This window comes from Nonomuraea jiangxiensis, assembly GCF_900099965.1.
In the GTDB taxonomy this organism is placed as follows: Bacteria; Actinomycetota; Actinomycetes; order Streptosporangiales; family Streptosporangiaceae; genus Nonomuraea; species Nonomuraea jiangxiensis.
Genome location: NZ_FNDJ01000003.1, coordinates 472,935 through 499,445, shown reverse-complemented (window position 1 = coordinate 499,445; position 26,511 = coordinate 472,935). Strand labels below are relative to the sequence as shown.

Here is a 26,511-nt window from a genome sequence, read left to right as displayed (position 1 = left end):
AGAGCGATGCCGACGCAGGCCCGTAGCGAATGCGGCCAGGCGCGTTGAGCGATCGGACCGAACGTGAGAGCTGGGGGCCGTACCCGCTGATCCTGGCGGGTGCGGTCATCGGCGTGCTCGTGACCTTCGTCGTGGACCCGCGCTGGGGCGGGTTCACGCTGGGCGCCGTCATCATGGTCGCCGCCGCCCTGCGCTTCGCCGGATACGGCGGGGCCATGGCCGTGCGCAGCAAGGTGAGCGACGTCATCACGCTGGCAGGGTTCGGATTCGTGTTGGTCCTGACCTCGTTGTTGCTCTACAACAACGAGCTCAAGGCCCTGATCCTGTCCCTTTTGGGCGGTTGACCTGACGGTCCGATAGCCTCAACGCATCAATTCATCGAAGGGGAACCATTCGCATGCCCAAGATCAAGGTGGAGGGCCCCGTCGTCGAGCTTGACGGCGACGAGATGACCCGGATCATCTGGCAGTTCATCAAGGACCAGCTGATCCTGCCCTACCTCGATGTCGACCTGAAGTATTACGACCTCGGCATCGAGCACCGCGACGCCACGGACGACCAGGTCACCATCGACGCGGCCAACGCCATCAAGAAGCACGGCGTCGGCGTGAAATGCGCCACCATCACGCCGGACGAGGCGCGGGTCGAGGAGTTCGGCCTCAAGAAGATGTGGAAGTCCCCCAACGGGACCATCCGCAACATCCTCGGCGGCGTCATCTTCCGCGAGCCGATCATCATGTCGAACGTGCCGCGGCTCGTCCCGGGCTGGACCAAGCCGATCGTCGTCGGCCGTCACGCCTTCGGCGACCAGTATCGCGCGACCGACCTGAAGATCCCCGGCGAGGGCACGCTCACCCTCACGTACACGCCGAAGGACGGCTCCGAGCCGATCGAGCTCGACGTGTACGACTTCCCCGGCAGCGGCGTCGCACTGGCGATGTACAACCTGGACGAGTCGATCCGCGACTTCGCCAGGGCGTCGATGCGCTACGGCCTGGCCCGCAACTACCCGGTCTACCTCTCGACGAAGAACACCATCCTCAAGGCGTACGACGGCCGCTTCAAGGACATCTTCGCCGAGGTGTACGAGACGGAATTCAAGGCCGACTTCGAGCAGGCCGGGCTCACGTACGAGCACCGCCTCATCGACGACATGGTCGCCGCGGCGCTGAAGTGGGAGGGCGGTTACGTCTGGGCCGCGAAGAACTACGACGGCGACGTGCAGTCGGACACGGTGGCCCAGGGCTTCGGCTCGCTCGGCCTGATGACCTCGGTCCTGATGACCCCCGACGGCCAGACGGTCGAGGCCGAGGCCGCGCACGGCACGGTGACCCGTCACTACCGTCAGCACCAGCAGGGCAAGCCCACCTCCACCAACCCCATCGCCTCCATCTTCGCGTGGACCCGCGGGCTGGCGCACCGCGGCAAGCTCGACGGCACCCCCGCCGTGACCGACTTCGCGAACAAGCTGGAGGAGGTCTGCATCGAGACCGTCGAGGGCGGCCAGATGACCAAGGACCTGGCGCTCCTGGTCGGTGGCGACGCCGAGTGGCTGACCACTCAGGACTTCCTGGCGGCGCTGGACGAGAACCTCAAGAAGAAGATGTCCGCCTAGTCGAATATGGCCCTTACCCGCGGTCACGCCGCGAGGTAGGGGCCGTTTCGCAGGTACCCGGTTCTGAACCGGAATTGCCATTTTCGGCCCGGTGCGTATTGCGATAAGGATCTCGCCGGCGATTCGCGGGTGGTGAGCGGGCTGGGGTCGGCGCGGTGGCGGTGACCTGGGACGCCGGGCTCCCAGCATACCGATCGGTAAATAGGCTGATCGGGTCAGTTTGCAGGGCACCGGGACGGTCCTTTCGTATTTTCCGGCCATCTTTTGACTTCCCGGCAGCGTGGTGCAGTTGATCAGTTGGGTAAGAGCCACCTCGTAACGGTCGTACGTGACTCGGGGGGGTTCGGATGCGACTGGGAATTTTGCTCGGTTCCGGAATGGGGCTGATCGCCGCCGCGATCCTGACCGGCTGCAACTCGGAGCCCGAATCGGCCAAGCTGACCAACACCAAGGCCGACGCCGCGGCGAAGCTCAAGGAGAGCCGGGCCGCCAAGCTCAAGGCGGCCGCCAAGGTCAAGGCCAACGAGCTGGGACAGATCCCGGTGCTGATGTTCCACCGGATCGTGCCCAAGCCGGCCACGACGGACGACCGGTCGCCGCAGCAGTTCAGGGCGGAGCTGGAGAGGCTGATCCGGGAGGACTACGTGCCGATCACGGCCGCCGAGCTGGTGGCCGGCAAGATCGACATCCCGGCCGGCAAGCACCCCGTGGTGCTGACCTTCGACGACTCCTCCCCGTCCCAGCTCACCCTGAACGAGATGGGCGTGCCCCAGAAGGACACCGCCGTCCAGATCCTCAAGGACGTGGCCGCCAAGCACCCGGGGTTCCGCCCGGCCGCCACGTTCTACGTGACGCGCGACATGTTCGGCAAGACCACCCGCGAGGAGCAGGCACAGTACCTGCTGTGGCTGAAGGACAACGGGTTCGAGATCGGCAACCACACCCGCGACCACCACAACCTGCGGGGACGCTCGCAGAAGGAGGTCGAGGAGCAGATCGGCTCGATCGCCCAGCAGATCAGCGGCCTGTCCTACACCAACCCGACCACGATCGCCCTGCCGTACGGCAACCAGCCGAGCAAGAAGGAGTGGGCCCTGCGCGGCAAGCTCTACAACCACAAGGGCGCCTTCCTCGCCGGTTACACGCCCGCCGCGTCGCCGTTCAGCAAGTCGTACGACCCGGCCGGCATCCCGCGCATCAAGGTCATGGAGAAGAAGGGCGACTGCGCCCAGTTCTGCTCGGCGGCCTGGCTCGACTGGCTCAAGAACAATCCGGACATGCGGTACACGTCCGACGGTGACGTCAGGACGGTGGCGTATCCGAAGTACAAGAATCCGTACCTGCGCAAGAGCTACGCCACGTGGAGCCTCGCCTACTAGTTTCTCCTGGCCGGACCCACGCCGGCCCGGAGAACGCGGCAAACCGTGACGTCACGAACCTTTAACGGATCCCTGTGAAGTTGCTGAGCGTCGTAAAGTTTGCCTCGTTGGGGTTCAGCAAACGTGGGGATGAGGAATGCCGCAGATCTCGCCGCTGGTCACCGGCGATCCCACCGAGCTGGGGTCGTTCCGGTTGTCAGGACGGGTCGGTGAAGGCGGTCAGGGCATCGTCTACCTGGGTGTCAACGATCAGGGGGAGCGTGCGGCGATCAAGCTGCTGCACGTGAAGTTCAGCGGTGACACCATCGCCCGGTCGCGGTTCGCCAGGGAGTTGAAGGCGGCGCAGCGGGTGGCCTCGTTCTGCACGGCCCGGGTGATCGAGGCCGATCTCGAAGGCGACACGCCCTACATCGCCAGCGAGTACATCGACGGGCGGGCGCTGCGTGACCTGGTCGACACCGACGGGCCGCTCACCGGCACGGCGCTCGACCGGCTGGCCATCGGCACCGCCACGGCGCTCACCGCGATCCACCACGCCTCGATCGTGCACCGGGACTTCAAGCCCGACAACGTGCTGATCGCCGCCGACGGGCCGCGCGTGGTGGACTTCGGGATCGCCAGGATCATCGACTCCACCGGCACGATCACCAGCCGGGCCATCGGCACCCCGGCCTACATGGCGCCCGAGCAGATCGCCGGCGACGACATCGGGCCCTATACCGACGTGTTCTCCTGGGGGGCCACCATCGCCTTCGCGGCGACGGGGAAGGCCGCCTTCGACGGCAAGTCCATCGCGATGGTGCTCAACCGCATCCTCAACCACGAAGTCGACGTCAGCATGATGGCGGAGCCGCTGCAGAGCGTGGTGCGCTCCGCGCTGGCCAAGTCGCCGGCCGAGCGGCCGTCGGCCGACCAGATCCTGCTGCGGCTGCTGGGGCAGTCGTCGACGGTGGGGGCGTCCACGGCGGTGCTCACCCGGGGCGTACAGGTCGCCAGCGACGACACCAAGCCGTTCCTGAGGGTCTCGGCAGGGTCGATCACCGACAAGACGGGACAGAGCTCCCTGGCGCCGTCTGGGCAGGGCTCCGTGCCGACCGGGCCGAGTTCCGTGGTGCCCAGCGGCCAGGGCTCCGTGGCGCCGGGTGGGCAGGGCTCCACGACGACCGGCCAGGGCTCCGGGACGACCGGTGGGCATGGTTCCGGGACGACCGGCCAGGGTTCCGGGACGACCGGTGGGCAGGGCTCGACGACGACCGGTCAGGGCTCTGCGGCGCGGTCCGGGCAGGGGGCCGTGGTGCCGGGCGGGACCGGGCAGCCGGCGCCACTGGACCCGATGGCGCCGGCGGACGGGGGCGGGCCACCGTACCAGGCGACCGGGCCCGCCGTGCCCGTACGGCGGCGCGGGCGGGCGCGGACGTGGGTCGTGCTGGTCACCGTGGTCGTCCTGCTCGCCGCGGCGGCGATCGCGCTGGTCCGGACCGGCTGGCCGCCGCTGGCCCTCGGCGGGGCGATCGGGCCCACCAGGACGGCCGAGCAGGAGATCCCGCCCTCATACTCCTCCGTGGTGGACAAGGCGGCCGAGAGCGGGCGGATCGTGGTCGGCGTGAAGGGTGACCTGCCCCGCGTCGGGCTGCGCGACGGCGACGGCTTCGCGGGCTTCGACGTCGAGGTCGCCAAGCTCGTGGCCGCCGGGTTAGGCGCCAAGGAGACGGACTTCGTCGGCGTCAGCGGTAACGAGAGGGCCACCGCGCTGGCCGAGGGCAAGGTCGACCTCGTCGTCGCCACCTACTCGATCGACAAGAGCCGCACACAGTTCGCGGGCCCCTACTACCTGGCGCACCAGGACATCCTGGTACACGCGGGCAGCGGCATCGATTCCCTCGACGACCTCCGGGGCAAGCGGATCTGCGCGCTCGACATCCCGGCCGTGGGCACGGTCCAGGACGAGGTGAAGGTCGTGCCGGTGGCGGCCGGCGACTACGCCGCATGCATGGACCTGCTCAGGAGCGGCAAGGTCGACGCGGTCCCCGGCGACGACCTGATCCTGGCCGGGTTCGCCGGCCGGGAAAATCTGCGTTACAAGATCCTTGGCGCCAAGCTCAGCAACGAGCGCTACGCCGTGGGCATCAGGGACGGCGACGTGACGACCTGCAAGGCGGTCAAGGCGATCATCGCCGACCTCTACCGGACCGGCGCCATGGACAAGCTCCTGAACACGTATTTCGGCAACGTCGACTTCGAAATGGAGCGAAAAGTGCCCGCGATGGAAACCTGCTGATGACGAGCGGGTAACATCCCGAAGGTCAATGATTCATCCTGCGAGTTAGGGGAAGGCCATGGCGTCGTCGGCCACTGCGCCCGTCAAGGTCACCGTCACCGGAGCCGCCGGCCAGATCGGCTACGCGTTGCTGTTCCGCATCGCGTCGGGGCAACTGCTCGGCGCCGACGTTCCGGTCAAGCTCAGCCTGCTGGAGATCCCGGCCGCGGTGAAGGCGGCCGAGGGCACGGCCATGGAGCTGGACGACTGCGCGTTCCCGCTGCTGTCCGGCATCGAGATCACCGACAACCCCGACGTCGCCTTCGCCGGCGCCAACATCGCCCTGCTGGTCGGCGCGATGCCGCGTAAGGCGGGCATGGAGCGGGGCGACCTGCTCGGCGCCAACGGCGGCATCTTCGGCCCCCAGGGCAAGGCGATCAACGACCACGCCGCCGACGACATCAGGGTCCTGGTGGTGGGCAACCCGGCCAACACCAACGCCCTCATCGCCCAGCAGCACGCGCCCGACGTGCCGGCCGACCGCTTCACCGCGATGACCAGGCTCGACCACAACCGCGCGCTGTCGCAGCTCGCGGCCAAGCTGCAGGTCCCGGTGACCGAGATCAAGAAGATGACGATCTGGGGCAACCACTCCGCCACGCAGTACCCCGACCTGTTCCATGCCGAGGTGGGCGGGAAGATCGCGGCCGAGCAGGTGGACGCCGAGTGGCTGCGGGAGACGTTCATCCCGACGGTTGCCAAGCGCGGTGCCGCCATCATCGACGCCCGGGGCGCCTCCTCGGCCGCCTCGGCCGCCAACGCGGCGATCGACCACGTCTACGACTGGATCCACGGCACCGACTGGACCTCGGCCGCCGTGGTCTCCGATGGCTCGTACGGGGTGCCCGAGGGGCTCGTCTCGTCCTTCCCGGTTCGCGCGGCGGACGGCAAGTTCGAGATTATCCAGGGCCTGGAGATCGACGCCTTCTCGCGCGAGCGCATCGACGCCAGCGTGCGCGAGCTGACCGAGGAGCGCGACGCGGTCAAGGAGCTGGGCCTCATCTGAGGGCCGGTGCCCGCCTGACCACCCTGTGAGCGCGCGTCCCTCTCGAAGGGGCGCGCGTTCACGCTTCCGGGTGAAGGACGCCCAGGGACGGCGTGGGGCGACCAGGGACGGCGAGGGACGGCCAGGGACGCTCACAGCCTCGCGGCCGGGGTCACGGTCTCCGGCCAGGGAATCACGGTGTCGGTCTCCGGCCAGGGAATCACGGTGTCCTGGCCAGGGGGTCACGGTCTCCCGGCTATGGACGTGCGGCCGCCGGAGTCAAGGACTGGCCGTCTCGGGGCGGGTGTACTCGTCGGGGCTCGCCGTCTCCGGGCACGTCACCGGCTGGACGGCCGGGGCGGGCTGAGGGGTGACGAAGATCACGGCAGCGGCGGCGACCAGGCTACCTGCCGCGATGAGGGCACCGAAGAGCAGCTTCGTGACCCTTGGTGAAAATCTCCTCACATTCGCGTATCACAGCACACTTCCGGCTCACATATCACGCTTTTCCCGAAAGCGCCTGCCAGGCATCGGAGACGATGTCGCGCAGCGCCGGCCGTTCGGCCTTCCAGCCCAGCTCGCGCTCGATCCGGGCGGACGAGGCGACCAGCACGGCCGGGTCGCCGGGGCGCCGCTCGCCCACGACGGCGGGGATCTCGTGACCGGTGACCTCGCGGCAGACCGAGATCACCTCCTGCACGGAGAAACCGGTGCCGCTGCCCAGGTTGTAGATCCGGTGCTCGCCGGGCTCGATCGCGGCGAGCGCCAGCAGGTGGGCCCTGGCCAGGTCGGAGACGTGGATGTAGTCGCGCACGCACGTGCCGTCGGCCGTCGGGTAGTCGGTGCCGAACACACTGACCGACTCGCGCTCGCCGGTCGCGACCTTGAGCACGTTGGGGATGAGGTGGGTCTCGACCATGTGCCGCTCGCGGTAGCGGCCGTAGGCGCCGGCCACGTTGAAGTAGCGCAGGCTCACCGCCCCCAGCTCGCGAACCCGCGCGAACGCGGTCAGGGCCGTGTCCACGGCCAGCTTGGTGGCGCCGTAGGGGTTGGTCGGGCGGGTGGGGTCGCTCTCCTCGATGGGCGAGCGCTCGGGCTCCCCGTACGTGGCCGCCGTCGAGGAGAACACGATCCGGCCCACGCCCCGCTCGCGCATGGCGTCGAGCAGGGCCAGCGTGCCACCCAGGTTGTTGGACCAGTAGAGCCCCGGCTCGGCCACCGACTCGCCCACCAGCGACTTGGCCGCGAAGTGCAGCACCGCGTCCATGCCGTCGAGCTCGTCGCGGGCCTCCGTGATGCACTTTTGGACAAATCGGGCACCTTCCGGGACCGCGTCCTGATGTCCCGTTGACAGGTCGTCGAGTACCGTCACCTCGTGTCCCGCCTCGACGAGTTGTGCCGCGACAACACTCCCGACATATCCGGCCCCGCCGGTGACCAGTAGCCTCATGTGCACTCCTGTGCAAATATGTTTCATTTTGTACGGCTTGCCGTTCAGCATACGCGGGAAAGCCGCCGAGTACGCTGCCAACCACCATGTTTGACACCGTCGCGGCCAACATCGCCCTGGTCCTGCTGTTCATTCTCATCGGGGGTTTCTTCGCGGGCGCCGAAATGGCCATGGTCTCCCTGCGGGACAGCCAGGTCCGCAAGCTCTCCAAGAAGGGCCGTAGAGGCGAGCGCGTGGCCAAGCTGGCCCGAGACCCCAACCGCTTCCTGTCCGCCGTCCAGATCGGCGTCACCGTCGCCACCATGCTGTCCGCCGCGTTCGGCGCCGACCGGCTGGCCACGCAGCTCATACCCTTGCTGGAGAGCTGGCAGGTGCCCGCCGCCGTAGCGCCCGTGCTCGCGCTGGTGCTCGTGACGCTGGCGATCTCGTACGTGTCGCTGGTGCTGGGGGAGCTGGCCCCCAAGCGGCTGGCACTGCAGCGGGCCGAGGGGCTCTCGCTGGTCGTGGCCCCGTTCCTGGACCGGATCGCGGTCCTGTCGCGGCCGATCATCTGGATGTTGTCCAAGTCCACCGACGTCGTGGTGAAGCTGCTCGGCGGCAACCCGGCGGCCGACCGGGAGGAGGTCACCACCGAGGAGCTGCGGGACATGGTGGTCGGGCACACCGATCTGACCGCCGACGAGCGCAAGCTGATCAACGAGGTCTTCGCGGCCGGGAAACGGCAGCTCAGGGAGGTGATGTTGCCGCGTACCGAGGTGGAGTTCATGGACGCCGAGACGCCGCTGGACGCGGCCGCGCGGCTGGCCGCCGCGCTCCCGCACTCGCGCTTCCCGGTCTATCGCGAGTCATACGATGAGATCGTCGGCTTCATTCACGTACGCGACCTGCTCGACCCCGAGCTGACCGGCCGGACCGAGCCGATCAGCGCGGTCGTGCCGATCCGGGCGGCCAAGTTCGTGCCCGCGTCCAAGCGGCTGCTCACCACGCTCAACGAGATGCGCGACGAGGGGCAGCACCTGGCCATCGTGGTGGACGAGTACGGCGGCACGGCCGGCATCGTCACCCTGGAGGATCTCGTCGAGGAACTGATCGGGGACATCAGGGACGAGTACGACGTCGAGGAGGACGTCGTGATCCTGCCCGCGGGGGAGATCGAGATCGACGGCCTGACCAACCTGAACGACTTCTCCACGGAGACCGGCATCAGGCTGCCCGACGGGCCCTACGAGACGCTGGCCGGGTTCGTCATGGCGATGCTGGGGCACGTTCCCGCCGTCGGCGAGAAAGTCGATTTCTCGGGGTTCGAGCTGGCGGTCACCGAGTTGGACGGCCGGCGGATCGCCCGGGTCAGGGTGAAACGCCGACCTCTGGCCGAGTCGCCGCTCGACCAGGATTCCTGACACAATTGCCTGCTATGGCCAGACCTCGTGTACTCTCCGGCATCCAGCCCACGGCGGACTCATTCCATCTGGGCAACTACCTGGGTGCCGTGCGTCAGTGGGTAGCTATGCAGGAGACCCACGACGCCTTCTACTGCGTGGTCGATCTCCACGCGATCACCGTGCCCACCGAGCCCGACGCGCTGCGCCGCCGCAGCCGCGTGGCCGCCGCCCAGCTCTTCGCCTGCGGGCTCGACCCCGAGCAGTCCACCGTCTTCGTGCAGTCGCACGTGCGCGAGCACACGGAGCTCGCCTGGGTGCTGATCTGCCTCACCGGGATGGGTGAGGCGGCGCGGATGACGCAGTTCAAGGACAAGGCCGCCAAGTTCGGGGAGAGCGCGGCCAGTGTCGGCCTGTTCACCTACCCGATCCTTCAGGCCGCCGACATCCTGCTCTACCAGGCCAACCAGGTCCCGGTGGGCGTGGACCAGAAGCAGCACGTGGAGCTGACCAGGGATCTGGGGCAGCGCTTCAACCACCGATTCGGCGAGACGTTCACGCTGCCGGAGCCGTTCATCCCCAAGGAGGTCGAGAAGATCACCGACCTCCAGAACCCGACGGCGAAGATGTCGAAGTCGTCCTCCAGCCCCGCGGGCATCCTCGACGTGCTGGAGCAGCCGGGGCCGCTGCGGAAGAAGGTCATGCGGGCGGTGACGGACACCGGCTCGGAGGTGCTCTTCGACGAGGAGAACAAGCCGGGCGTCAGCAACCTGCTGCGCATCCAGTCGGCGCTGACCGGCACCCCGATCCCCGACCTGGTGGCCCGCTACGAGGGCCAGGGCTACGGCACGTTCAAGAAGGACGTGGCGGAGGCGGTGGTGGAGACGTTCGCGCCGATCAGGGAGCGCACGGAGAAGCTGCTGTCGGACGAGAAGGAGCTCGACCGGCTGCTGGCCATCGGCGCCGAGCGCGCGTCCGAGGTGGCCCGCCGCACGATGGCGACAGTACGGGAACGCGTGGGTTTCCTGCCCAAGCTGTAAACCGGGAAAAAGCAGGCTCCCGTTGCATGTACCGAAACAACGGGAGCCCGTCGGCATTCACTTCTGCGACAACACGCGGCCCTTGAAGCGGGGACGGTCGGTCTCCCAGTAACGCCAGCCCTCCACCCGGGAGGGAATGTTGGCGAGCCCCTTGTCGATCAGCACATGGCGGCACGTGCCGAGCACCGACCACGCCGACCAGCCAACCCGGTAACCAAAGACGCGGTACCACATATTGCCGTATTTGTTCTCGGTGATATCCCGGGTGTATTCGTGCCCGGAGAAGACCATATGCCGCTCTTCGAGGTGGGGCAGTCCCAGCCGGCGCAGGTTGCGGACCAGTTCGCCGGCGGTGATCGTCGGGGTGACGATCAGCGGCCTGCTGATCGAGTCCTGCCGCTCGCTCTCGGTCTCCAGGAACGCGGTCACTTCGTGCTCCCGCGTGACGGTCACCGTCATCGAACCGCCGGGGCCGTCGATGTAGCGGGTGCGGGGCAGGAAGAAGTTCATCGGCGAGAGATGGTTGACCTTGTAGAAGAGGCGCTCGTCGCAGCGTCCGTCGCCGAGGTGGACATTGAGGCGGGGGCGGAGCCGCCGGAAGAAGGGGCCCCTGGCCGTGGTGTCGGCCTCGGCCGACGCCCCTGAGGCGGCGGGGGTCTCGGTCTCGGTCGGGGTCGGCGTGGGGGTGCGCGTGGGCTTCGGGGTGGGCGTCGGGGTCTTCCGCGCCTTCTGGGTCGGAGTGGGATGTGCGGTCGGATGGTCGGGCACGGAGTCGAACCAGTCGTATTCGTCTTCCGCGCGTGCCGCCGGAGCCGTGACGGCGACCAGGGCCACCGCGAGAGAGCCGCGCAGGGTGGACACCGCCATTCTCCTCATCGAGTGACGCGCCTTGGGCCGGGCGGGAGCGGCTGCGGCATTTGTCCGGGGAATTGGCGTGAACATATATGTTCCTTTCGGAATGCGGCTCATTGCTGCGAATCGCCTCGCAAGCCGTATTGCGGCCGGTACCTTGCCCGCTGAGCGAGCCAACAAGACCGGTACGATGCTTACACTCGGCACGAGCCACACCACAACGCCACGCCGAAGTCGTACTCCCCGTAACCGGGAAAGAGCCGGTGAAAAAGCGTCAAGACCCGGTGGTCCATGTGAAAAGGAACGGGAGTGCCCGATCCGCTGTCAGATTCCCGAACCCGGCAAAGAAAAGAGCCCCTGCCCACGGATGGGCAGGGGCCTGGTCTGTCCCAGTTATGGACCTTAGTGCAATTTCTGAGTGGCTGCGACGGCGGCCGGAGTAAACCGGTGTTCCGCCGTCAACGCCCGTCGCCCGGTGTCACCAGTCCCGCCTCGTAGGCGACGATCACCGCCTGGGCCCGGTCGCGTACTTCGAGCTTGGCGAACAGGTCGCTCACCCGGTTCTTCACCGTCGACACCGACAGCCCCACCACCTCGGCGATCTGCGCGTTGGAGAGCCCGCGTGCGATGAGCGCCAGCACCCGCAGCTCGCGTTCGCTCAGCCTTGACAGGTCGGCGGGCGGCACGACGGCCCGCGGGCGGCCCGGGCGGAGCGGGCGGACGAAGGTGCCGATCAACCCCAGCAGCAACCGGGGCGCCACCGTGGCCTCGCCCCGGTGCACGATCTTGATGCCCTCGATCAGCTCCTCCGGGGACACGTCCTTGGGCAGGAAGCCGGAGGCTCCGGCCCGCAGCGCCGCGACCACGTGCTCCTCCAGGTCGAACGTGCTCAACGCGAGCACCCTGACCTCCGGCAGCTCGGTGACGATCCGCTCGGTGGCGGCCACCCCGTCCACGCCCGGCAGGTGCAGGTCCATGAGCACGACGTCGGGGCGCAGCTCGTGGCTCAGGCGTACCGCGTCGAGCCCGTCGGCGGCCTCGCCCACGGTGGTCAGCTCCGGCGCGGTGTCGAGCAGCAGTCGCAAGCCCACGCGGACCACCGCGTGGTCGTCCACCAGCAGTACCTTGATCACGTCTTCTCCAGCAGCGGGATGCGGGCGTGCACGGTGAAGCCTCCGGCGGGGGAGGGCCCGGCGCGTAACTCGCCACCGCACATCGACACCCGCTCGGCCATCCCCGCCAGCCCGAGCCCCAGCCCGATCTCACCGGAACGCGCCCGCCCACGCCACGGCCCGGCGTCCCCGGAACGTGCCCGCCCGTCGTCGTCGACCTCCACCTCGACCAGCTCGGGCAGGTACGCCAGTCGGACCCGGGACCGGGCCCCGGCAGCGTGCTTGCGGGTGTTGGTGAGCGCCTCCTGGACGATGCGGTAGACGGCGTGGTCCACGGTCGTCGGCAGCTCGACGGCCTCGCCCGTGACCTCCAGCATCGCGTTGCCCGACTCGGCGACCAGCTCGGGCAGCCGCGCCACCCCGACGCCCGCCTGGTTCTCGATCGACTCGCCGTCGGTACGCAGCACGTCCAGCAGGCGGCGCATCTCCGTCATCGCCTGGCGGGCGGTCTCCTCACCGGTGAGCAGGGCGGCCTGAGCCCGCTCGGGGTCGGCCGGGATCGTCCGCCTGGCCACGCCCATGTAGAGGCCGACCACGCTGACGTGGTGGGCGATCACGTCGTGCAGCTCGCGGGCGATGCGGCGGCGTTCCTCGCGTACCGCGTACTCGGCGGCCTGCTGCTCGCGCCGCCTGGACAACTCCCCGCGCAGGCGCACGATGTGCCCGGCCGCCACCGGCAGCGCCGGGGCCAGCACGATGGCCGCGACCACCGAGGGCTCGCCGGTCGATGCCGTGCCGGCGGCCAGCCAGTAGGCCCCCGCGGCCAGCATCGCCGTGGCGGTCGAGGGCAGCGCGGCGGTGTGCCGCCCCACGGTGTAGAGGGCGACGAGCATGGCGCTGACCGGCGCGTCGTACGGGGCCGACTGGAAGCTCACCGCACAGAGCACCCCGACGAGCCCGGCCACGACGAGGGGCGAGCGGCGCCGCACCAGGATCAGTCCCGCGGCGATCACCGCGTACAGCACGACCTCGACGCTCAGGCCCGAGGTGGGCATGCCGAGCTCCGCCGCCAGCACCCCCACCGCCGGTGTGACATCTGCCACCCAGGGAGGGAACTTCCAGGTCGTGGCGATCATGCGTCCAATGCACCACAAGTCGCGACCTGTGGGCAATCGCCCGGCTTATCCGCCCCCCGGGCCGGCCGTCCCAGTGGCCTGGATCTCCGGCGAGGTCAGCCCGCCCGGTGGCCCGGACCTCCGACGAGGTCAGCCGGCCCAGGGGCGGGCTCTCCGGTGGAGCAGGTACATCTGGTGGGCCAGGGCAGAGGCGAGCGTGACGGCGTCGGGGCCCGCGACGCGTTCACGGACCCCGGCGGCCAGCAGCTGCGCCGTCACCGGCCGCCGCAGTTCGGCCGTCCACCGGGCGGCCCCCAACCCGTCGACGCCCAGGCGGATCTCCCACGCCGGATAGGTGGTACGCAGCACGTCGAGCTGCCGTCCCACGAACCGGCCGTCGTCGTCGGGCGGCGAAGCGGCCCTGCCCTCGAACGGCATCCAGGTCACCTCCGTCGTGTCGGCCGGTGGACCCGCAGCAGTGCCCGCAGAGCGGCCAGGCTCGACCTGGTGAGCCGGGTCTCGCCGCGGGTGGCGGTCCAGCCGGAGTGGTCCCGTTCGAACGACCATCCGGGAAACTCCCTGATGGCCTCCTGTAGGAGTCGTTGCATGACGAGATCGGCAGTTGGCGCGTTGCTCATGGACGCAGCGTGGCACCGAAACCCCGTTCCGTGACGAACTCGGGCGACGGATCTCAATGTTCGCCCCGGCCGAACTCTGAGTTCGCAGGTCAGATCGGGATGTCGTGGCGCTCGGCGAGCTGGCGGACCTCCGGGGCCCACGACGGGCGGGCACGCCGGGCCAGGGAGCGTACCATCTCCCGTAGCAGCAGCTTGTGGTCCAGCTCCTCCGGGCACTCGCGCTCGATGCGCAGCAGGTGGAGCAGGCTCGCGGCGTCGTCGCCGAGGTCCTCGCAGGCGCGGGCGACGTGCCACAGGTGCGTGGTGCGACGCTCGATGGACGGCGTGCGGCGCAGGTCGATGTCGTCGGCGATGCGCAGCACCGCCTCCGGGCGGCCGGTGTCGTTCTCCAGGCTGGCCATGTGGATGGCGACGTTGGTGGGGCCGAAGAAGGCCAGGTCGTAGCCGCCCGAGGAGTCGTCCACGCGCTCGGCGAGCTGCGCGGCCGGGCCGCTGATCGTCTCCCTGGCCTCGTCCTCGTCTCCCGAGCGGGCCGCGCCGATGGCGGCGAGCAGGTGAAGCGCGCCCAGGGCCTTGAGGTGGCGCTGGTCGCCGTCGGCGACGTGCGGTTGGAGCACCTCGATGCCGCGCCGGGCGACGTCGTAGGCGATCTGGTGCATGTCGTCCGACAGCATCGACTGCCCGAGGGACCAGCAGGCCCAGGCGGTCATCAGCGGATCGGCGGACTCCTCGGCGAAGCGCATCGCGCGGTCGGCGGCCAGGTGCGCGAGGTCCACCCGCCGCAGGTGCTTGAGCACCCCCCTGGCCAGCAGGTACGCGTCCGTGGCCACGCTGTAGGCGTCCGGCGTACGCTCCAGTACGAGGTTCTCCGCGTCGGTGACCAGGGAGGGCAGGGCGGCCATCAGGATCGTGTAGCGGCGCGCCGAGGTGAACCAGGCGTTGCGGGCCGCGGCCACCCGTTCGGAGAGCTGCTCGGCGTCCGGCGGTTCGAGGTCGGGCGCCGCCGATCGGCAGGTGAACAACGCGCGCTCGATGTCGCTGATCTGCGGCCTGCTGGGCTCGTGGGAGTCGCGCGGGGTCTCTCCCAGCAGCACGGCCGTACGCACGCCCAGCACCTTGGCGATCTCCCGCAGCAGGGGCAGCGAGGGAGTGCGTTTTCCGTGCTCGATCAGCTCGATGTGCCTGGGGGTGCAACCGGCCTGCGTGGCGAGTGCGGTGGTGCTCATGCCCCGCCGCTCGCGCTGGAGCCTGACCATCTGCCCGGTGCTGATTTCGGCCATGGGGGGCGGCGCCTCCTGGTTCGGTCCTGACATGCAAAGGCTAGGGCTTGTAAGGATCGCCCGCATGGGTTTCCGTGCAGCTCAGAAGGGTCGGGCCGGTCGGAAGGAGGGCCGAATGCTGGGGCTCCAGGAGGGTCGTGAGATCAGGACGTCGGCGGGCGGCTGGAGCTCCAGGAAGGGCCGTGCGGCGAGTGGTGCTCCATGAGGCGGATCAGCAGGCCGGTCAGCTGTTCCCGCTCCTGTCCGGTCAGGGGGGCGAACACCTCGTCCTGGAGCTCCGTCACCAGCGTGTACAGCCGCCGCAGGTGCTCGCGGCCCCGCGGGGTGATGGTGACGACGTTGCGGCGGCGGTCGGCGGCGTCGGGGGCGCGCTCGACGAAGCCGCGCTCCGCCAACTCGTTGATGACCGAAACCAGGTCGCTGCGGTAGACGCCGGTGAGCCTGCTCAGCGCCGCCTGGCTCATCGATCCGGCCTGGTGCAGCGCCATGAGCGCCGCGTAGTGCCACTTGCGCGCGCCCTCGCGGGCCAGCCCTTCGCTCACCAGCCGGTCGGCGTGCATGGCGACCAGCGACAACATCCGGCTGGGCGGCAGCCGCAGCGGGGCGGAGGTGTCCTGCTCGTCCATGGCGTCCGTCATGACGGCGATCCTATCGGTTGGCGTTAGTCCGACTAACGATGTAGCATCCGTTAGTGCCACGAACGTTAGTGGCACCAACAAATTGTGAAGGATGATCGTATGCCCACCATCGACGTGCTCGACTCGACCATCTACTACGAGGACTCCGGTGACGGAGTCCCCTACGTCTTCCTGCACGGCAACCCGGCCTCGTCACATGTCTGGCGCGGGGTGCTGCCGGGGGTCCGCGGGCCCGGTCGCCGCCTGCTCGCCCCCGACCTCATCGGCATGGGCCGCTCGGGCAAGCCCGGCGTGCCGTACCGGATCGGCGACCACACCCGCTACCTCGACGCCTGGTTCGACGCGCTGGGGCTGGAGGAGGTCGTGCTCGTGGGGCACGACTGGGGCGGCGTGCTCGCGTTCGACTGGGCGGCCCGGCACCCGGGGCGGGTCCGGGGTGTGGCGTTCATGGAGACGTTCGTCCGCACGCTGAGCTGGGACGAGTTGGGCGAGGGCGCACGTGCCCGCTCCCTGGCCCTGCGCGGCCCCGAGGGGGAGACACTGGCGCTCGACCAGGACTACCTGGTACGGACGGCGTTCACGGGAGGGGTGTTGACCAGCCTGAGCGAGGAGGAAATGGCGCCCTACCTGGCGCCCTACCCCACGCGCGAGAGCCGCCGCCCGCTGCTGGAGTGGGCGCGCTCGTTCCCGCTCGACGGCGAGCCCGCCGACATGGTCGAACGGATCGACGGCTACCGCAAGTGGCTGGAGACCAGCGACGACGTTCCCAAGCTGCTGCTCACCTTCGACACCTCCCCGACGCTGCTGATCAAGGAGGAGATGGCGGCCTGGTGCGCCGAGCACATCGCCGCCCTGGAGATCGCGCACTGCGGCGCGGCGGGTCACCACGCGCAGGAGGACCGGCCCGAGGCCATCGCGGCCGCCGTCGCCGGGTGGGCGTCCCGCCGTCTTGGGGCCTGACGGCTCCTCCGGCGTCCGGGACCGGCCCGATCGCGGGCCGCCGGACCCCGGCGGGGTCAGCGGTAGCGGCGGCGCCCCACGTGGGCGAGGATCTCGCGCAGCGCGTCGGCCGCCTGCCGGGTGGCCTCCTCCGGCACCCCGGCCATCAGGGCGGAGTGCGCCTCCACGGAGGCCTGCTGCGCGGCCTTCGCCATGCGCCGCCCCTCCTCCGTGAGCTGCACCCAGCGGCTGCGCGCGTCGCCGGGATTGGCCTCGCGCTCCACATATCCGGCCGTTGTCAGCCGCTGCAGCACGTTGCTGATCCCTCCCGAGGTGAGGAACAGCGACTTCGACAACTCGCTCGGCTTCATCCGGTGCGGTGGCGCCGCCCGGTTGAGCGCGGCCAGCACGTCGAACTCGGCGTAGGTCAGCCCCAGCTCCGCCAGCTCCGCCTTGATCGCCTGCTCGAACAGCAGGTTGATCCGCGACAGGCGCTTGCTGAGCGCCAGGGCGGCGATGAGGGACGACGGCATGCCGGCCTCCTCCCACAGCGAGGCCAGGGCGTCGATCTCATCCGGTTTCACGCTCTTGAGGATACCCAGCGGCATATTGCTTTCTGAAAAGCTTCTCAATAAGCTTTCGGCCATGACAATCATGACTCTGATCAAGAACGGCGTCGTCATCGACACCGAGCCGGAGCCCGTCGTGCTGGGCCGGGTGGACGTGCGGATCGAGGGCGACACCATTGCGGAGGTGGGCCCGGACCTGCCCGCCGGGCCGGGTGCGGAGGTGATCGACGCGACCGGGCGGATCGTGCTGCCGGGGTTCGTGGACACGCACCGGCACACCTGGCAGGCCGGAATCAGGGCCGTCGCGCCCGACATCACCTTCGGTGAATACCTGCGGCGGGTGCTCGGCGAGCTCGCTCCGCGCCACCGCCCCCGGGACGTCCACGCCGGCAACCTCGCCGGCGCGCTGGAATGCCTGGACAGCGGCATCACCACGCTCCTCGACTGGTCGCACATCCAGAACAGCCCGGCCCACACGGACGCAGCGGTACGGGCGCTGCACGAGTCCGGCATCCGGGCCGTGTTCGGCTACTGCTACCCGGGCCCGGTCGAGGAGCTGGCGGTGGCGACCAAGGGGGTGCGCGAGCAGCTCTTCGACACCAGCGATGGGCTGGTCACCATGGTGATCGCCGCACTGGGGCCGGAGATCGCCGGCGAGGAGCGCGCGCTGGCGGAGTGGCGGCTGGCCGCGGACCTCGGCCTGCCGGTCACCGCGCACCTGGGCGGGCACGGACGGGAGAGCGCCCAGCGGGGGCTGGCGTTCCTGGAGGAGAACGGGCTGCTGGCCACCCCGACCACCTTCGTGCACGCCCTGCACTACACCGACGAGGAGTTCAAGCGCATCGCCGCGGCCGGCGGCAGCGTCTCGGTCTCGCCGGTGGACGAGATGAACCTGGGGCTCGGCTACCCGACCACCGGGCGCGCCCGGGCGGCGGGGATCCCGACCGGGCTGAGCGCCGACACGGTCGTGTGCTCGTCCGGTGACATGTTCAGCCAGATGCGGACCGCCCACCTCCTTGAGCGCGGCCGTCCCGAGGGCGCCGGGCTCGGCTTCACCACGCGCGACGTCCTGCGCATGGCCACCATCGAGGGCGCGCAGGTGGTCGGGCTGGCCGACGTCGTCGGGTCGCTGCGGCCGGGCAAGCAGGCCGACCTGGTGCTGCTGCGTACGGACACGCTCGGCATGGCGGCGGCGCACGACCCGATCGGCGCCGTCGTGCTGAACGCCGACCCGAGCTCGGTGGAGACGGTCCTGGTCGCGGGGCGTCCGGTCAAGCGTGGCGGGCGGCTGCTCCGCCACGACCTGCCCGCGGTGCTCGCCGATCTGGCGGAAACGGCCGGCGCGGTGGTGAAGGCCTGATCGTCGGCCCGGCTCGGGGGTAGGGGGTCCGCCGAGGGAGAGTGCGATGGCGGGTCTGGCACGGCGGATCGGGTCGGTGAAGTCCTGGGGTCGGCGCAAGGTGGACTACTGGCGGGTCCGCAGGCTGTCGATCGACCACCTGATCAGGGCGGTGGGCCGCTATCAGGTGCAGCACGGCGACCGGCTGGCGGGCGCGGTCACCTATTTCGCGTTCCTGTCGTTCTTCCCGCTGGTGGCGCTGGCGTACGCGGTGCTCGGGTTCATGGTGGAGACCAGCGAGGTAGTCAGGAACGACCTGAAGCTGGCCATCGTCGAGCGGCTGCCGGTGATCGCCGACGGCCTCAACCTGGATGCCATCGCCAGGTCCAAGGAGGCCGCGGGGATCGTCGGCCTGCTCGGTCTCCTCTACGCCGGGCTCGGCGCGATCGACGCGCTGCGCGGGGCGTTGCGCGAGATGTCGATGACCACCACGCCGCCGCTCGGCTTCTTCGCCGGCAAGCTGCGCGACCTGGCGACGCTCCTCATGATCGGGGCGACGCTGATCGTGTCGGTGCCGGTCGCCGGGTTCGCCACCAGCGCCACGGACAAGGTCGTGGACTCCGTCGGCGGGGCGTCCCTGGGCAACCTCGGGCTGAGGGCGGTCGGGGTGGCGGCGAGCGTGGCGGCCGACTGGCTGCTGTTCCTGATCCTGCTGGCGTGGGTGGCCAGGACGGCTCAGCCGTTCCGGGTGATCGCCAAGGGGGCGCTGCTCGGCGCCATCGGCTTCGGGCTGCTCAAGCAGGTGGCCACGCTGGTGCTCGGGCACACGGTGGGCAATCTGCTCTACGGGGCCTTCGCCGTCATCGTCGGACTGCTCGTCTGGATCAACGTCTCGGCCAGGCTCGTGCTCTACGTCGCCGCCTGGACGGCCACCACCGGGTTCTGCCCACCGCCGTCCCCGTCGCCGATCCCGTCCTCGGGCGAGGCGCCCGGGAGCGATACCGACGGGGCGCCCGGTGATGCCGGGGACCGGGCGTCCGCCGGCGACCGGGACCGGGCACCCGAGGACGACTCGGGCGCGGCCTCGGAGGGCGAGCGGGGCAGGGCGTCAGGAGCGTGAGCCGCGGCGCCGGCGGCGGATCCCGAAGCCGAGCCAGACCAGCCCGAACAGCAGCCCGCCGCCGATCACCGCCATCCCGACCGTCCTGCTGGAGTCGGTCTGCTTCGAGGCGGCCGTGCCCAGCAGCGGCGGCTGGACGGCCGGCGTGACCTTGGTGACCGGCGCGGACCCCGCCGGCTGCGGCGCGGGCCGCGCCACGGGGAGCGGGTCCACGAGCTTGCCGATCGCCGTGGTCCGGCCCCTGACCTCGAAGCCCCAGTCGAGCAGCTGGGCCACCTCGTCCCAGAAGCCGCCCTCGTGCCGCATGATGCTCACCACGATCGTGTGGCCGCCGCGGGTGGCCGCGCCCACGAAGCTGCCGAGCGCCTTGGAGGTCCAGCCGTTCTTGACGCCGATCATTCCCTCGTAGCGCCAGAGCAGCTTGTTGTGGTTGCTGATCTCGTAGTGCTTGCCCTTCGGGGCCGGGAAGTCGGCGGTCTTGGTGCTGATGTACCGGCGGAACTCGGGGTTGGCCAGGCCGGCGCGGGCGATCAGCGCCAGGTCGTAGGCGGAGCTGCTCTGGCCGGGCTTGTCCAGGCCGCTGGGCGTCTTGGCCACCGTGTCGTACGCCTGCAGCCGCTTGGCCTCGGCGTTCATGTCGCGCATGGTCTTGTCGAGACCGCCGTTGATCTCGGCCAGGGCCATGGCGGCGTCGTTGCCGGACGACATCATCAGGCCGTTGAACAGATCGTCGATCTTGTACTTGGCCTTGACCGAGAGGCCGACCGCGCTGCCCTCCTGATTGCAGGCGTTCTGGCTGGGCCTGATCGTCCGGTCCTTGTCGAGCTTGGGGATGAGCGTGACCGCGGTCAGCGTCTTCAGCGTGCTGGCCGGCAGGTAGCGGCCGTGGGCGTCCTTCGCCGCGAGCACCTCGCCCGTGGTGACGTCCGCGACGACATACGAAGTAGCCTTGGTCTTGGGCGGCTTCTTGACGCCCGGGGGCGCCACCAGGCCGCGGCTGCCCAGTGCCTCACCGCCGACCGGCGTTGTCGGCGCGGCATATGCGGCCCCGCTGGTGAGCGAGGCCGAGGCGAGGAGTGCTGCGATTGGCACGATTTTCGTCCACATGGCGGTCTCAGAGTAGCTCCGGGTGAATGCCCATGTGGCGACACATGCCCCGATGATCCACCTTCGATAGCAGAGAGGCATTCATGTCACGAAAGATCGCCGGATTCCTCATCGTCCTCGGCGTGTTCATGATCTTCGAGTGGGTCAATCTCGGGTTTAACTTGGCCGACGGCCATCCAACCAGCTTTTACGTGGTGCACGGCATCCTGATCGCCGTGAACATCATCCTCGCCGTCGTGCTGGGAGTCATCGGCTGGCGTGGCCTGCGCGGCGCTTCGGCCGGTGGCTCTGCTGGCAGCGACGCTGCTGCCAGCGGCTCTTCCGGCGGCGCCTCGTCCGTCAGGGGCCGCAAAGGAGACGCCGGGTGAGGGCGTGCAGCTCGTCCGCCTCCTCGCGGGAGTCGCCGATCGAGGTGAAGCCCAGCTTGCCGTGCTCGGGGATGGCCCCGAGCAGATGGAACACGTTGCCGGTACGCCGCTCGGCGTCGAATCCGATCCCCAGCCGGTCGGCCGAGCGCATGACCTCGCCCGGGCTGCACCCGCGTAGGCATGCCGAAGCACAGTTGTCGGTCGCGGTGTAGTACTTCGGCTGATTTCCGGACATGAGGAGGCCGGTCGCCGGATCGTACGTCGCCCCGGTCGTCATCACGGCGGCGCCGAACGGATGCGTGGTCCCGCCGATGCGCAGGTTGATCTCGCACAGCAGCGCCGCGTACCCGGCGTCGGCCTTCAGCGCGAAGAAGTCCATCCCGAACAGCCCGACCACTCCCCGCTCCGCCAGCACCTGCGCGATCCGCTCGGCCGAGCCGCCCACCTCGGAGCGGTACTCGGGCGCGGCCGGGAACGTGCAGCCCTGGTAGACCTGCCCATTGGGACCGCCGAGCACCTGGTCGTGCGTGGCCAGCACCCGGGCCTGGCCGTCGGGCGTGATGCAGGCCAGCGCGCTCGGGTAGTAGAGCGGCCGGTGCTCGATGTACTCCTCGACCACGCCTCCCCGGTCCCTGATCTTCCCGGTGAAGGTGCTCCAGGTCTCGCCCGCCATCGAGAAGCTGGTCAGCGCCCGGTCGGCCTTGGTGACGATCGCGTTGCCGAGGCCGGAGTAGCCGTCATTGAGCTTGACGATCACCCGCTCGCCCGGAAGCGCCTCGATCGCCTCCTCGATCTCCAGCGCCGTCCGCACGTCGCCGAAGCCGCGCGGCATCGGCACCCCCGCCTCGTGGCCCACCTCGCGGGCCCCGCTCTTGGAGCCGTAATAGGAAAGGGACGTGGCGGGACCGTAGAGGGGAACGCTGAGTAACGAGGCCAGCTCCTCCTCCAGCTCGCTCAGGACGAACGGCACGAGCAGAGCGTCACCGTCGATGGCGGAGCGTAGCCGCTCGATGGCGTCGGGGCGGGCGAGCAGCGTCCTGGTCAGCGGCTGGGACCAGGGGTCGTCGAGGCTGATGAGCGTCAGCCGCTTGGCGGCGTCGTCCGGGTCGGGGAGGAAGCCGAAGTAGTAGTCGATGATGTCGGGATCGATGGGCGCGGACGAGAGGTAGATCACCTTGACGCCGGGCTCGCGGAGCGAGAGCAACAGGAACAACAGGCGTTCCTCGTACGATCTAGCTGCCGTGATCCGGCGGAGCTCATCCTGCGGCAGGGAGAGCGAGGGCACGACCACCAGGGTCCCCTCGCTCGGCTCGAAGATGCTCAACCCAGCACACTTCTCCCCGAACGGGATATCAGTGATCATATAGCGAGTGAAACACGCATTCTTCTCAAATGCAGCCATCGCGGAAGTGTCATGACCATGACGGAAGGTGACAGGATTCGGAATCGCTGACCACGTTTGGAAGTGGCGACATCGGGTCACGATCTAATGATCCCTTGTGACTATTTCCGGATCAGATGGGCCTTCACGGACCGTAGCCACCTGCAGTTATGGACAGCCCGAGGGCTAACTTCTGGAGTATCTGTCGGCGAGGGGACGCGCGGGGGCGATAAAGTCGAAGCATCGCCATCGGGCTCACGGCCACCGCTGTGCTCCCGGCTGCAGCGGCCTCGCGACCGATGAACGCAAGCCCGTGCTGACGATCTCGCGCACCGCACCACCCGGTGTGTCTTTGGATTCGCCGAGCGGCCGCTCCACCGGGTGGCCACCGCGGGTGATGAGTTTCTAATGCGCTTGAGCCGCGATGGTCAGGACATATGATGCGCGCGGCATGGGACGGGATGGTGACATATGCGGGGACGTGAGCTTCGGGGGGAACTCGACGCGTTCCTAGCGGAGACCGAGCAGGACCTCGTGGCGTTTCGTCGTGACCTCCACATGCATCCTGAGCTGGCCTTCGCCGAATACCGCACGACCGAGCGGATCGCCGAGCGGCTCACCGCCGCCGGGTTGACTCCTTCGGTGCTCCCTCGGGGCACCGGGCTGATCTGCGAGGTCGGCAACGGCGACGGTCCCGCCGTCGCGCTGCGTGCCGACATCGACGCGCTGCCTCTCCATGACGAGAAGGACGTGCCCTACCGTTCGACGGTCGCCGGGGCCTGCCACGCCTGCGGGCACGACGTGCACACCACGGTGCTGCTCGGCACCTCGCTCTTCCTGGCCCAGCAGGCGGAGGCCGGTCTGCTGCCCGGCCGGGTGCGGCTGATCTTCCAGCCCGCCGAGGAGCTGCCCGGCGGCGCCCTGGAGGTCATGGCGCACGGCGGCATCAGCGGCGTCGACCGCATCTTCGGCCTCCACTGCGACCCGCGGGTGGACGTCGGCCAGGTCGGGCTCAAGTCCGGCCCGATCACCTCGGCCTGCGACCGGCTGGCCGTCCGGGTGTCCGGTCCCGGCGGCCACACGGCCCGCCCCCACCTGACCGCCGACCTGGTCTTCGCGCTCGCCAAGATCCTCACCGAGCTGCCCGCCGCGCTGTCGCGCCGCATCGACCCGCGTTCCTCGCTCAGCCTGGTCTGGGGCCGGGTCGAGGCGGGTTCGGCGGCCAACGCGATCCCTGACGGCGGCATCGCCGAGGGGACGGTCCGCTGCCTCGACGAGAACGCCTGGCACGCCGCCCCCGACCTGATCAAGTCCCTGCTGGAGTCGGTGGCGAGCGCCTACGGCGTGGACGCCACGATGGACTACACGCGCGGCGTGCCGCCGGTGGTCAACGACGAGGTCAGCGTCGAGATGCTGGCCGAGGCCACCGAGCGGGTGCTGGGCTCGAACGCCGTGGTCACCACGCAGCAGTCGCTCGGCGGCGAGGACTTCGCCTGGTATCTGGAGTCGATCCCCGGCGCGTTCGGCCGCCTGGGCACCCGCTCGCCCGACGGCCTCACCCATGACATCCACCAGGGCACGTTCGACGTGGACGAGCGGGCGATCGCGACAGGGGTGCGGGTCATGGCCGCCACCGCGCTGACCGCCCTGTGGGAGGTCGGCCCGCTCGACTCGATCACCTCAGCCCTGGCCTGAGGCGGGCCCGCCGCACGGGCCCGCCGCACTGAGGCGGCGGGCCGTCCGGCTGCTAGTGCAGCCTGCCGAAGGTCACGGGCAGCCGCAGGGACGAATGCCCCGGCGAGACCGTGATCTTGGTGCCCGGCGGATAGCGCAGGGTGTAGTCGTAGTCGGTCGACATGATCACCAGGCCCAGCCGGTGGCCCTTCTTGAACAGATAGTCCGTCGGCTGGAAGTCCCAGGTGAAGCTGTAGTCCTTGCCCGCGCGCAGCGGCTCGGTCCGGTCCTCGTGGTTGCGGTTGCGCACGTCCAGCCAGCCCCGGGTGACGATCTTGTAGGGCGTGGTGGCGGTGCCGAGCGTCCTGAGCGTGGTGCAGCCCGTGTCACCCGGGATGCCCTGGCCGTAGCAGTAGTTCTGGCCGGTCGAGACCAGGCTGCCCGTCGGCCGGACGTCGGTGCCGTAGTCCACCAGCAGGGCCGTCAGGTACGGTGACGCGCCGTCCTTGAACGAGGCCCGTACCGAGACCGTCGGCGTGCCGGAGATCCGCACGTCGGTGGGCAGGGCCCCGGTCGTGTACGCCAGCCGGTTCGGGTCCTGGCCGGTGGCCTCCACCAGTTCCTCGGCGGTGCGGGCCTTCTGGTCCACGAAGGACTCCTTGGGCGACAGCGGCCGGGGCAGCAGGTTCAGCTTCGAGCCCGAGCCCGGGAAGAGCGGCACGGTGGCGGTGCCGGGCAGCGGCCAGGAGGCGTGCCGCTCCCACTGGCCGGCCGCGATCTCCACGTCGGCCTGCGGCTCACGCATGATGCCCGAGTCGATGCCGTGCAGCCAGTAGTCGAACCAGCCGTGGAGCTGGCGCAGCCACTCGACCGTACGCAGGTTGAAGGGGTTCATGTGAGTGCCCTGGTGCAGCCAGATCTTGCGCGGCACCTTCTGCTTGGCCAGGGCGTACCACCACTGGGCGAACTGCTTGGTCTTGACGTTCCAGTCGTTGAGCCCGTGCACCAGGAAGACGCTGGCCTTGACCTTGCGAACGTCGTTCATGTAGTTGCGGGCGTCCCAGAACGGGCTGTAGTCGCCGGTGATCCGGTCCTGGGTGGCGGCGATCTGGTCGATCAGGGCGCCGCAGGCCTCCTGGCCGTTCTCCCTGGTCAGCACGTATTTGGCGAGCACGTCCAGGTCCTCGCCCTGGTAGCCGCCGGGGGCCAGGACGCCGCCGTTGGCGCGGTAGTAGTCGTACCAGCTGGAGATGGCGGCGATCGGGACGATCGTCTCCAGGCCCTTGACGCCGGTCGCGGCGACCGCGTTCGGCAGCGTGCCGTTGTAGGAGACGCCGATCATGCCGACCTTGCCGGTGGACCAGGTGGCCTCGACCGGGTTGCCGTCGGCGTCGAAGCCTCTGGCGCGGCCGTTCAGCCAGTCGATGGCGGCCTTCGGGCCGGCCGTCTCGTTGACGTCGCCGGAGGTCGGGCAGCCGGTGGCACGGCCGCTGCCGAGGTTCTCCACCAGCGCGACGGCGTAGCCGCGGGGGACGAAGTAGTTGTCGTAGTAGCCGTCGAACGGCTCCGCGGCGAGCTTGTTGATCTGCGCGCGCAGGGTGGGCAGCGGGTTGCCGTTCTCGTCCACGTCCACGGGGTGGTTGGCGACGTCGTTGCCGCCGGCGAAGTAGGGGCTCGCCTCCATGATCACCGGGACTTTGAGGCCCTGGTCGGTCTCCTTGGGCCGCAGGATGTCCACGGCGACCCGGTCCGGCCGGCCGTCGTTGTCGCTGTCGGTTCCCGCCACCTCGACGAACACGGTCTGCATGATGGCGTCGGCGCGGGAGAAGACGGGCTGGGTGGCGTTGTTCTCGATCTTGATGGCCGGGGTGTCGGCCGTGGCCGGGGTGGCGCCGGTCATGGTCGCGACGAGCAGCGCGGCCAAGGGCACGGCTAAGGCCTTCCAAGGGTGCATGCGGGGCTCCGATACGAAAAGTCATCTGATGGTTGGGAATCTTGTCCAAGATCGGGCTCTCGGCAAGGGGTGGGGGAGTGCCGAAATTGGACAAATCTTTCCGCAGACGAGACCACCGCCTGAAGCCAGCTTCAGGTCACAGACGCGACTGATGTCGATAACGGAGCGGTTGCGACCCTGCTCCAAGGTTTGGTCTGCCCTGGTCAAGCAACTATCTTCCGTGCAGGTGCCGTACGTTTCTTCGCGCCTGCGACGAAGCT

Annotated in this window: 25 protein-coding genes; 12 read left to right on the top strand and 13 right to left on the bottom strand. The window is 69.3% G+C overall.

What is annotated here, in order from left to right:
* The first annotated feature begins 44 nt into the window (after nt 1–44).
* The 5 genes from BLS95_RS08565 (at nt 45) to BLS95_RS08545 (ending at nt 6,317) form a co-directional block, all read left to right on the top strand.
* Nucleotides 45–344 (top strand): DUF3017 domain-containing protein, encoded by a 300-nt coding sequence (locus BLS95_RS08565; protein WP_176993083.1) that lies wholly within the window; start codon nt 45–47, stop codon nt 342–344.
* A gap of 53 nt (nt 345–397) precedes the next feature.
* Entirely contained in the window at nt 398–1,615 is a 1,218-nt protein-coding gene (locus BLS95_RS08560) for an NADP-dependent isocitrate dehydrogenase (protein ID WP_090930330.1), read from the top strand.
* A gap of 347 nt (nt 1,616–1,962) precedes the next feature.
* The gene (locus BLS95_RS08555; protein ID WP_176993082.1) at nt 1,963–2,994 is read left to right on the top strand and encodes a polysaccharide deacetylase family protein; all 1,032 of its coding nucleotides are present in this window, start codon (nt 1,963–1,965) and stop codon (nt 2,992–2,994) included.
* A gap of 136 nt (nt 2,995–3,130) precedes the next feature.
* Complete coding sequence (locus BLS95_RS08550; RefSeq protein WP_090930329.1) at nt 3,131–5,272, top strand: serine/threonine-protein kinase; 2,142 nt, start codon at nt 3,131–3,133, stop codon at nt 5,270–5,272.
* Between the two features lie 58 nt (nt 5,273–5,330).
* Entirely contained in the window at nt 5,331–6,317 is a 987-nt protein-coding gene (locus BLS95_RS08545; RefSeq protein WP_090930328.1) for a malate dehydrogenase, read from the top strand.
* 258 nt (nt 6,318–6,575) lie between these two features.
* Here the strand turns inward: BLS95_RS08545 and BLS95_RS08540 are convergent, their stop codons facing one another.
* A complete protein-coding gene (locus BLS95_RS08540; RefSeq protein WP_090930327.1) occupies nt 6,576–6,761 on the bottom strand; it encodes a hypothetical protein in 186 nt (61 codons plus the stop codon).
* Between the two features lie 34 nt (nt 6,762–6,795).
* Nucleotides 6,796–7,746 carry a UDP-glucose 4-epimerase GalE gene (gene galE, locus BLS95_RS08535; RefSeq protein ID WP_090930326.1) on the bottom strand — a complete coding sequence of 317 codons (951 nt, stop codon included), beginning with the start codon at nt 7,744–7,746 and terminating at the stop codon, nt 6,796–6,798.
* A gap of 86 nt (nt 7,747–7,832) precedes the next feature.
* Here galE and BLS95_RS08530 point away from each other — a divergent pair, with 86 nt between their 5' ends.
* Both BLS95_RS08530 and trpS read left to right on the top strand, forming a co-directional pair.
* Entirely contained in the window at nt 7,833–9,146 is a 1,314-nt protein-coding gene (locus BLS95_RS08530; protein WP_090930325.1) for a hemolysin family protein, read from the top strand.
* Between the two features lie 14 nt (nt 9,147–9,160).
* Nucleotides 9,161–10,165 (top strand): tryptophan--tRNA ligase, encoded by a 1,005-nt coding sequence (trpS, locus tag BLS95_RS08525; RefSeq protein WP_176993081.1) that lies wholly within the window; start codon nt 9,161–9,163, stop codon nt 10,163–10,165.
* A 57-nt stretch (nt 10,166–10,222) separates the two neighbouring features.
* On the opposite strand, the gene BLS95_RS55495 is transcribed toward trpS, so the two are convergent.
* From BLS95_RS55495 to BLS95_RS08495, 7 genes are all read right to left on the bottom strand, one after another.
* Nucleotides 10,223–11,026 (bottom strand): hypothetical protein, encoded by an 804-nt coding sequence (locus BLS95_RS55495; RefSeq protein WP_176993080.1) that lies wholly within the window; start codon nt 11,024–11,026, stop codon nt 10,223–10,225.
* Between the two features lie 449 nt (nt 11,027–11,475).
* Nucleotides 11,476–12,150 carry a response regulator gene (locus BLS95_RS08515; protein WP_090930322.1) on the bottom strand — a complete coding sequence of 225 codons (675 nt, stop codon included), beginning with the start codon at nt 12,148–12,150 and terminating at the stop codon, nt 11,476–11,478.
* A complete protein-coding gene (locus BLS95_RS08510; RefSeq protein WP_176993079.1) occupies nt 12,147–13,232 on the bottom strand; it encodes a sensor histidine kinase in 1,086 nt (361 codons plus the stop codon). The genes BLS95_RS08515 and BLS95_RS08510 overlap by 4 nt, the downstream gene beginning before the upstream one ends.
* A 162-nt stretch (nt 13,233–13,394) precedes the next feature.
* The gene (locus tag BLS95_RS08505; protein ID WP_143043637.1) at nt 13,395–13,682 is read right to left on the bottom strand and encodes a hypothetical protein; all 288 of its coding nucleotides are present in this window, start codon (nt 13,680–13,682) and stop codon (nt 13,395–13,397) included.
* A 5-nt stretch (nt 13,683–13,687) separates the two neighbouring features.
* On the bottom strand, nt 13,688–13,882 hold the full coding sequence (locus BLS95_RS53990) for a hypothetical protein (protein ID WP_143043636.1): 195 nt from the start codon (nt 13,880–13,882) through the stop codon (nt 13,688–13,690).
* Nucleotides 13,883–13,971: 89 nt separating this feature from the next.
* Complete coding sequence (locus tag BLS95_RS08500) at nt 13,972–15,162, bottom strand: helix-turn-helix domain-containing protein (protein WP_176993078.1); 1,191 nt, start codon at nt 15,160–15,162, stop codon at nt 13,972–13,974.
* A gap of 143 nt (nt 15,163–15,305) precedes the next feature.
* The gene (locus BLS95_RS08495; protein ID WP_090930318.1) at nt 15,306–15,800 is read right to left on the bottom strand and encodes a MarR family winged helix-turn-helix transcriptional regulator; all 495 of its coding nucleotides are present in this window, start codon (nt 15,798–15,800) and stop codon (nt 15,306–15,308) included.
* Nucleotides 15,801–15,899: 99 nt separating this feature from the next.
* Between BLS95_RS08495 and BLS95_RS08490 the strand changes: the two genes are divergently transcribed.
* Nucleotides 15,900–16,760, top strand: a complete 861-nt coding sequence (locus BLS95_RS08490; RefSeq protein ID WP_090930317.1) for a haloalkane dehalogenase — start codon at nt 15,900–15,902, stop codon at nt 16,758–16,760.
* Between the two features lie 56 nt (nt 16,761–16,816).
* On the opposite strand, the gene BLS95_RS08485 is transcribed toward BLS95_RS08490, so the two are convergent.
* Complete coding sequence (locus BLS95_RS08485; RefSeq protein ID WP_176993077.1) at nt 16,817–17,323, bottom strand: MarR family winged helix-turn-helix transcriptional regulator; 507 nt, start codon at nt 17,321–17,323, stop codon at nt 16,817–16,819.
* A gap of 61 nt (nt 17,324–17,384) precedes the next feature.
* On the opposite strand from BLS95_RS08485, the gene BLS95_RS08480 reads away from it, so the two are divergent.
* Both BLS95_RS08480 and BLS95_RS08475 read left to right on the top strand, forming a co-directional pair.
* On the top strand, nt 17,385–18,668 hold the full coding sequence (locus tag BLS95_RS08480) for an amidohydrolase family protein (protein ID WP_218135651.1): 1,284 nt from the start codon (nt 17,385–17,387) through the stop codon (nt 18,666–18,668).
* Nucleotides 18,669–18,714: 46 nt separating this feature from the next.
* Nucleotides 18,715–19,767, top strand: coding sequence for a YihY/virulence factor BrkB family protein (locus BLS95_RS08475; protein WP_090930314.1), 1,053 nt, complete (start codon nt 18,715–18,717; stop codon nt 19,765–19,767).
* Here the strand turns inward: BLS95_RS08475 and BLS95_RS08470 are convergent.
* Nucleotides 19,756–20,859: a D-alanyl-D-alanine carboxypeptidase family protein gene (locus tag BLS95_RS08470; protein ID WP_245764924.1), complete on the bottom strand. Its 1,104-nt coding sequence runs from the start codon at nt 20,857–20,859 to the stop codon at nt 19,756–19,758. The genes BLS95_RS08475 and BLS95_RS08470 overlap by 12 nt on opposite strands.
* Nucleotides 20,860–20,957: 98 nt before the next feature.
* On the opposite strand from BLS95_RS08470, the gene BLS95_RS57700 reads away from it, so the two are divergent.
* On the top strand, nt 20,958–21,242 hold the full coding sequence (locus BLS95_RS57700) for an SCO4848 family membrane protein (RefSeq protein WP_245764923.1): 285 nt from the start codon (nt 20,958–20,960) through the stop codon (nt 21,240–21,242).
* Here BLS95_RS57700 and BLS95_RS08460 read toward each other — a convergent pair.
* A complete protein-coding gene (locus tag BLS95_RS08460; RefSeq protein WP_245764922.1) occupies nt 21,214–22,605 on the bottom strand; it encodes a peptide ligase PGM1-related protein in 1,392 nt (463 codons plus the stop codon). The genes BLS95_RS57700 and BLS95_RS08460 overlap by 29 nt on opposite strands.
* A 489-nt stretch (nt 22,606–23,094) precedes the next feature.
* Here BLS95_RS08460 and BLS95_RS08455 point away from each other — a divergent pair, with 489 nt between their 5' ends.
* Nucleotides 23,095–24,318, top strand: coding sequence for a M20 family metallopeptidase (locus BLS95_RS08455; RefSeq protein ID WP_090930311.1), 1,224 nt, complete (start codon nt 23,095–23,097; stop codon nt 24,316–24,318).
* Nucleotides 24,319–24,370: 52 nt separating this feature from the next.
* Here the strand turns inward: BLS95_RS08455 and BLS95_RS08450 are convergent, their stop codons facing one another.
* A complete protein-coding gene (locus BLS95_RS08450) occupies nt 24,371–26,251 on the bottom strand; it encodes a Xaa-Pro dipeptidyl-peptidase (protein ID WP_090930310.1) in 1,881 nt (626 codons plus the stop codon).
* Nucleotides 26,252–26,511 lie beyond the last annotated feature (260 nt).

Coding starts and splice junctions, on each gene's coding strand:
- BLS95_RS08450 (WP_090930310.1), bottom strand. CDS start 26,251: ATGCACCCTTGGAAGGCCTTAGCCGTGCCCTTGGCCGCGCTGCTCGTC.
- BLS95_RS53990 (WP_143043636.1), bottom strand. CDS start 13,882: ATGAGCAACGCGCCAACTGCCGATCTCGTCATGCAACGACTCCTACAG.
- BLS95_RS08550 (WP_090930329.1), top strand. CDS start 3,131: ATGCCGCAGATCTCGCCGCTGGTCACCGGCGATCCCACCGAGCTGGGG.
- BLS95_RS08455 (WP_090930311.1), top strand. CDS start 23,095: ATGCGGGGACGTGAGCTTCGGGGGGAACTCGACGCGTTCCTAGCGGAG.
- BLS95_RS08505 (WP_143043637.1), bottom strand. CDS start 13,682: ATGCCGTTCGAGGGCAGGGCCGCTTCGCCGCCCGACGACGACGGCCGG.
- galE (WP_090930326.1), bottom strand. CDS start 7,746: ATGAGGCTACTGGTCACCGGCGGGGCCGGATATGTCGGGAGTGTTGTC.
- BLS95_RS08500 (WP_176993078.1), bottom strand. CDS start 15,162: ATGGCCGAAATCAGCACCGGGCAGATGGTCAGGCTCCAGCGCGAGCGG.
- BLS95_RS08530 (WP_090930325.1), top strand. CDS start 7,833: ATGTTTGACACCGTCGCGGCCAACATCGCCCTGGTCCTGCTGTTCATT.
- BLS95_RS08495 (WP_090930318.1), bottom strand. CDS start 15,800: ATGACGGACGCCATGGACGAGCAGGACACCTCCGCCCCGCTGCGGCTG.
- BLS95_RS08475 (WP_090930314.1), top strand. CDS start 18,715: ATGGCGGGTCTGGCACGGCGGATCGGGTCGGTGAAGTCCTGGGGTCGG.
- BLS95_RS57700 (WP_245764923.1), top strand. CDS start 20,958: ATGTCACGAAAGATCGCCGGATTCCTCATCGTCCTCGGCGTGTTCATG.
- BLS95_RS08460 (WP_245764922.1), bottom strand. CDS start 22,605: ATGATCACTGATATCCCGTTCGGGGAGAAGTGTGCTGGGTTGAGCATC.
- BLS95_RS08490 (WP_090930317.1), top strand. CDS start 15,900: ATGCCCACCATCGACGTGCTCGACTCGACCATCTACTACGAGGACTCC.
- BLS95_RS08560 (WP_090930330.1), top strand. CDS start 398: ATGCCCAAGATCAAGGTGGAGGGCCCCGTCGTCGAGCTTGACGGCGAC.
- BLS95_RS08545 (WP_090930328.1), top strand. CDS start 5,331: ATGGCGTCGTCGGCCACTGCGCCCGTCAAGGTCACCGTCACCGGAGCC.
- trpS (WP_176993081.1), top strand. CDS start 9,161: ATGGCCAGACCTCGTGTACTCTCCGGCATCCAGCCCACGGCGGACTCA.
- BLS95_RS08555 (WP_176993082.1), top strand. CDS start 1,963: ATGCGACTGGGAATTTTGCTCGGTTCCGGAATGGGGCTGATCGCCGCC.
- BLS95_RS08480 (WP_218135651.1), top strand. CDS start 17,385: ATGACAATCATGACTCTGATCAAGAACGGCGTCGTCATCGACACCGAG.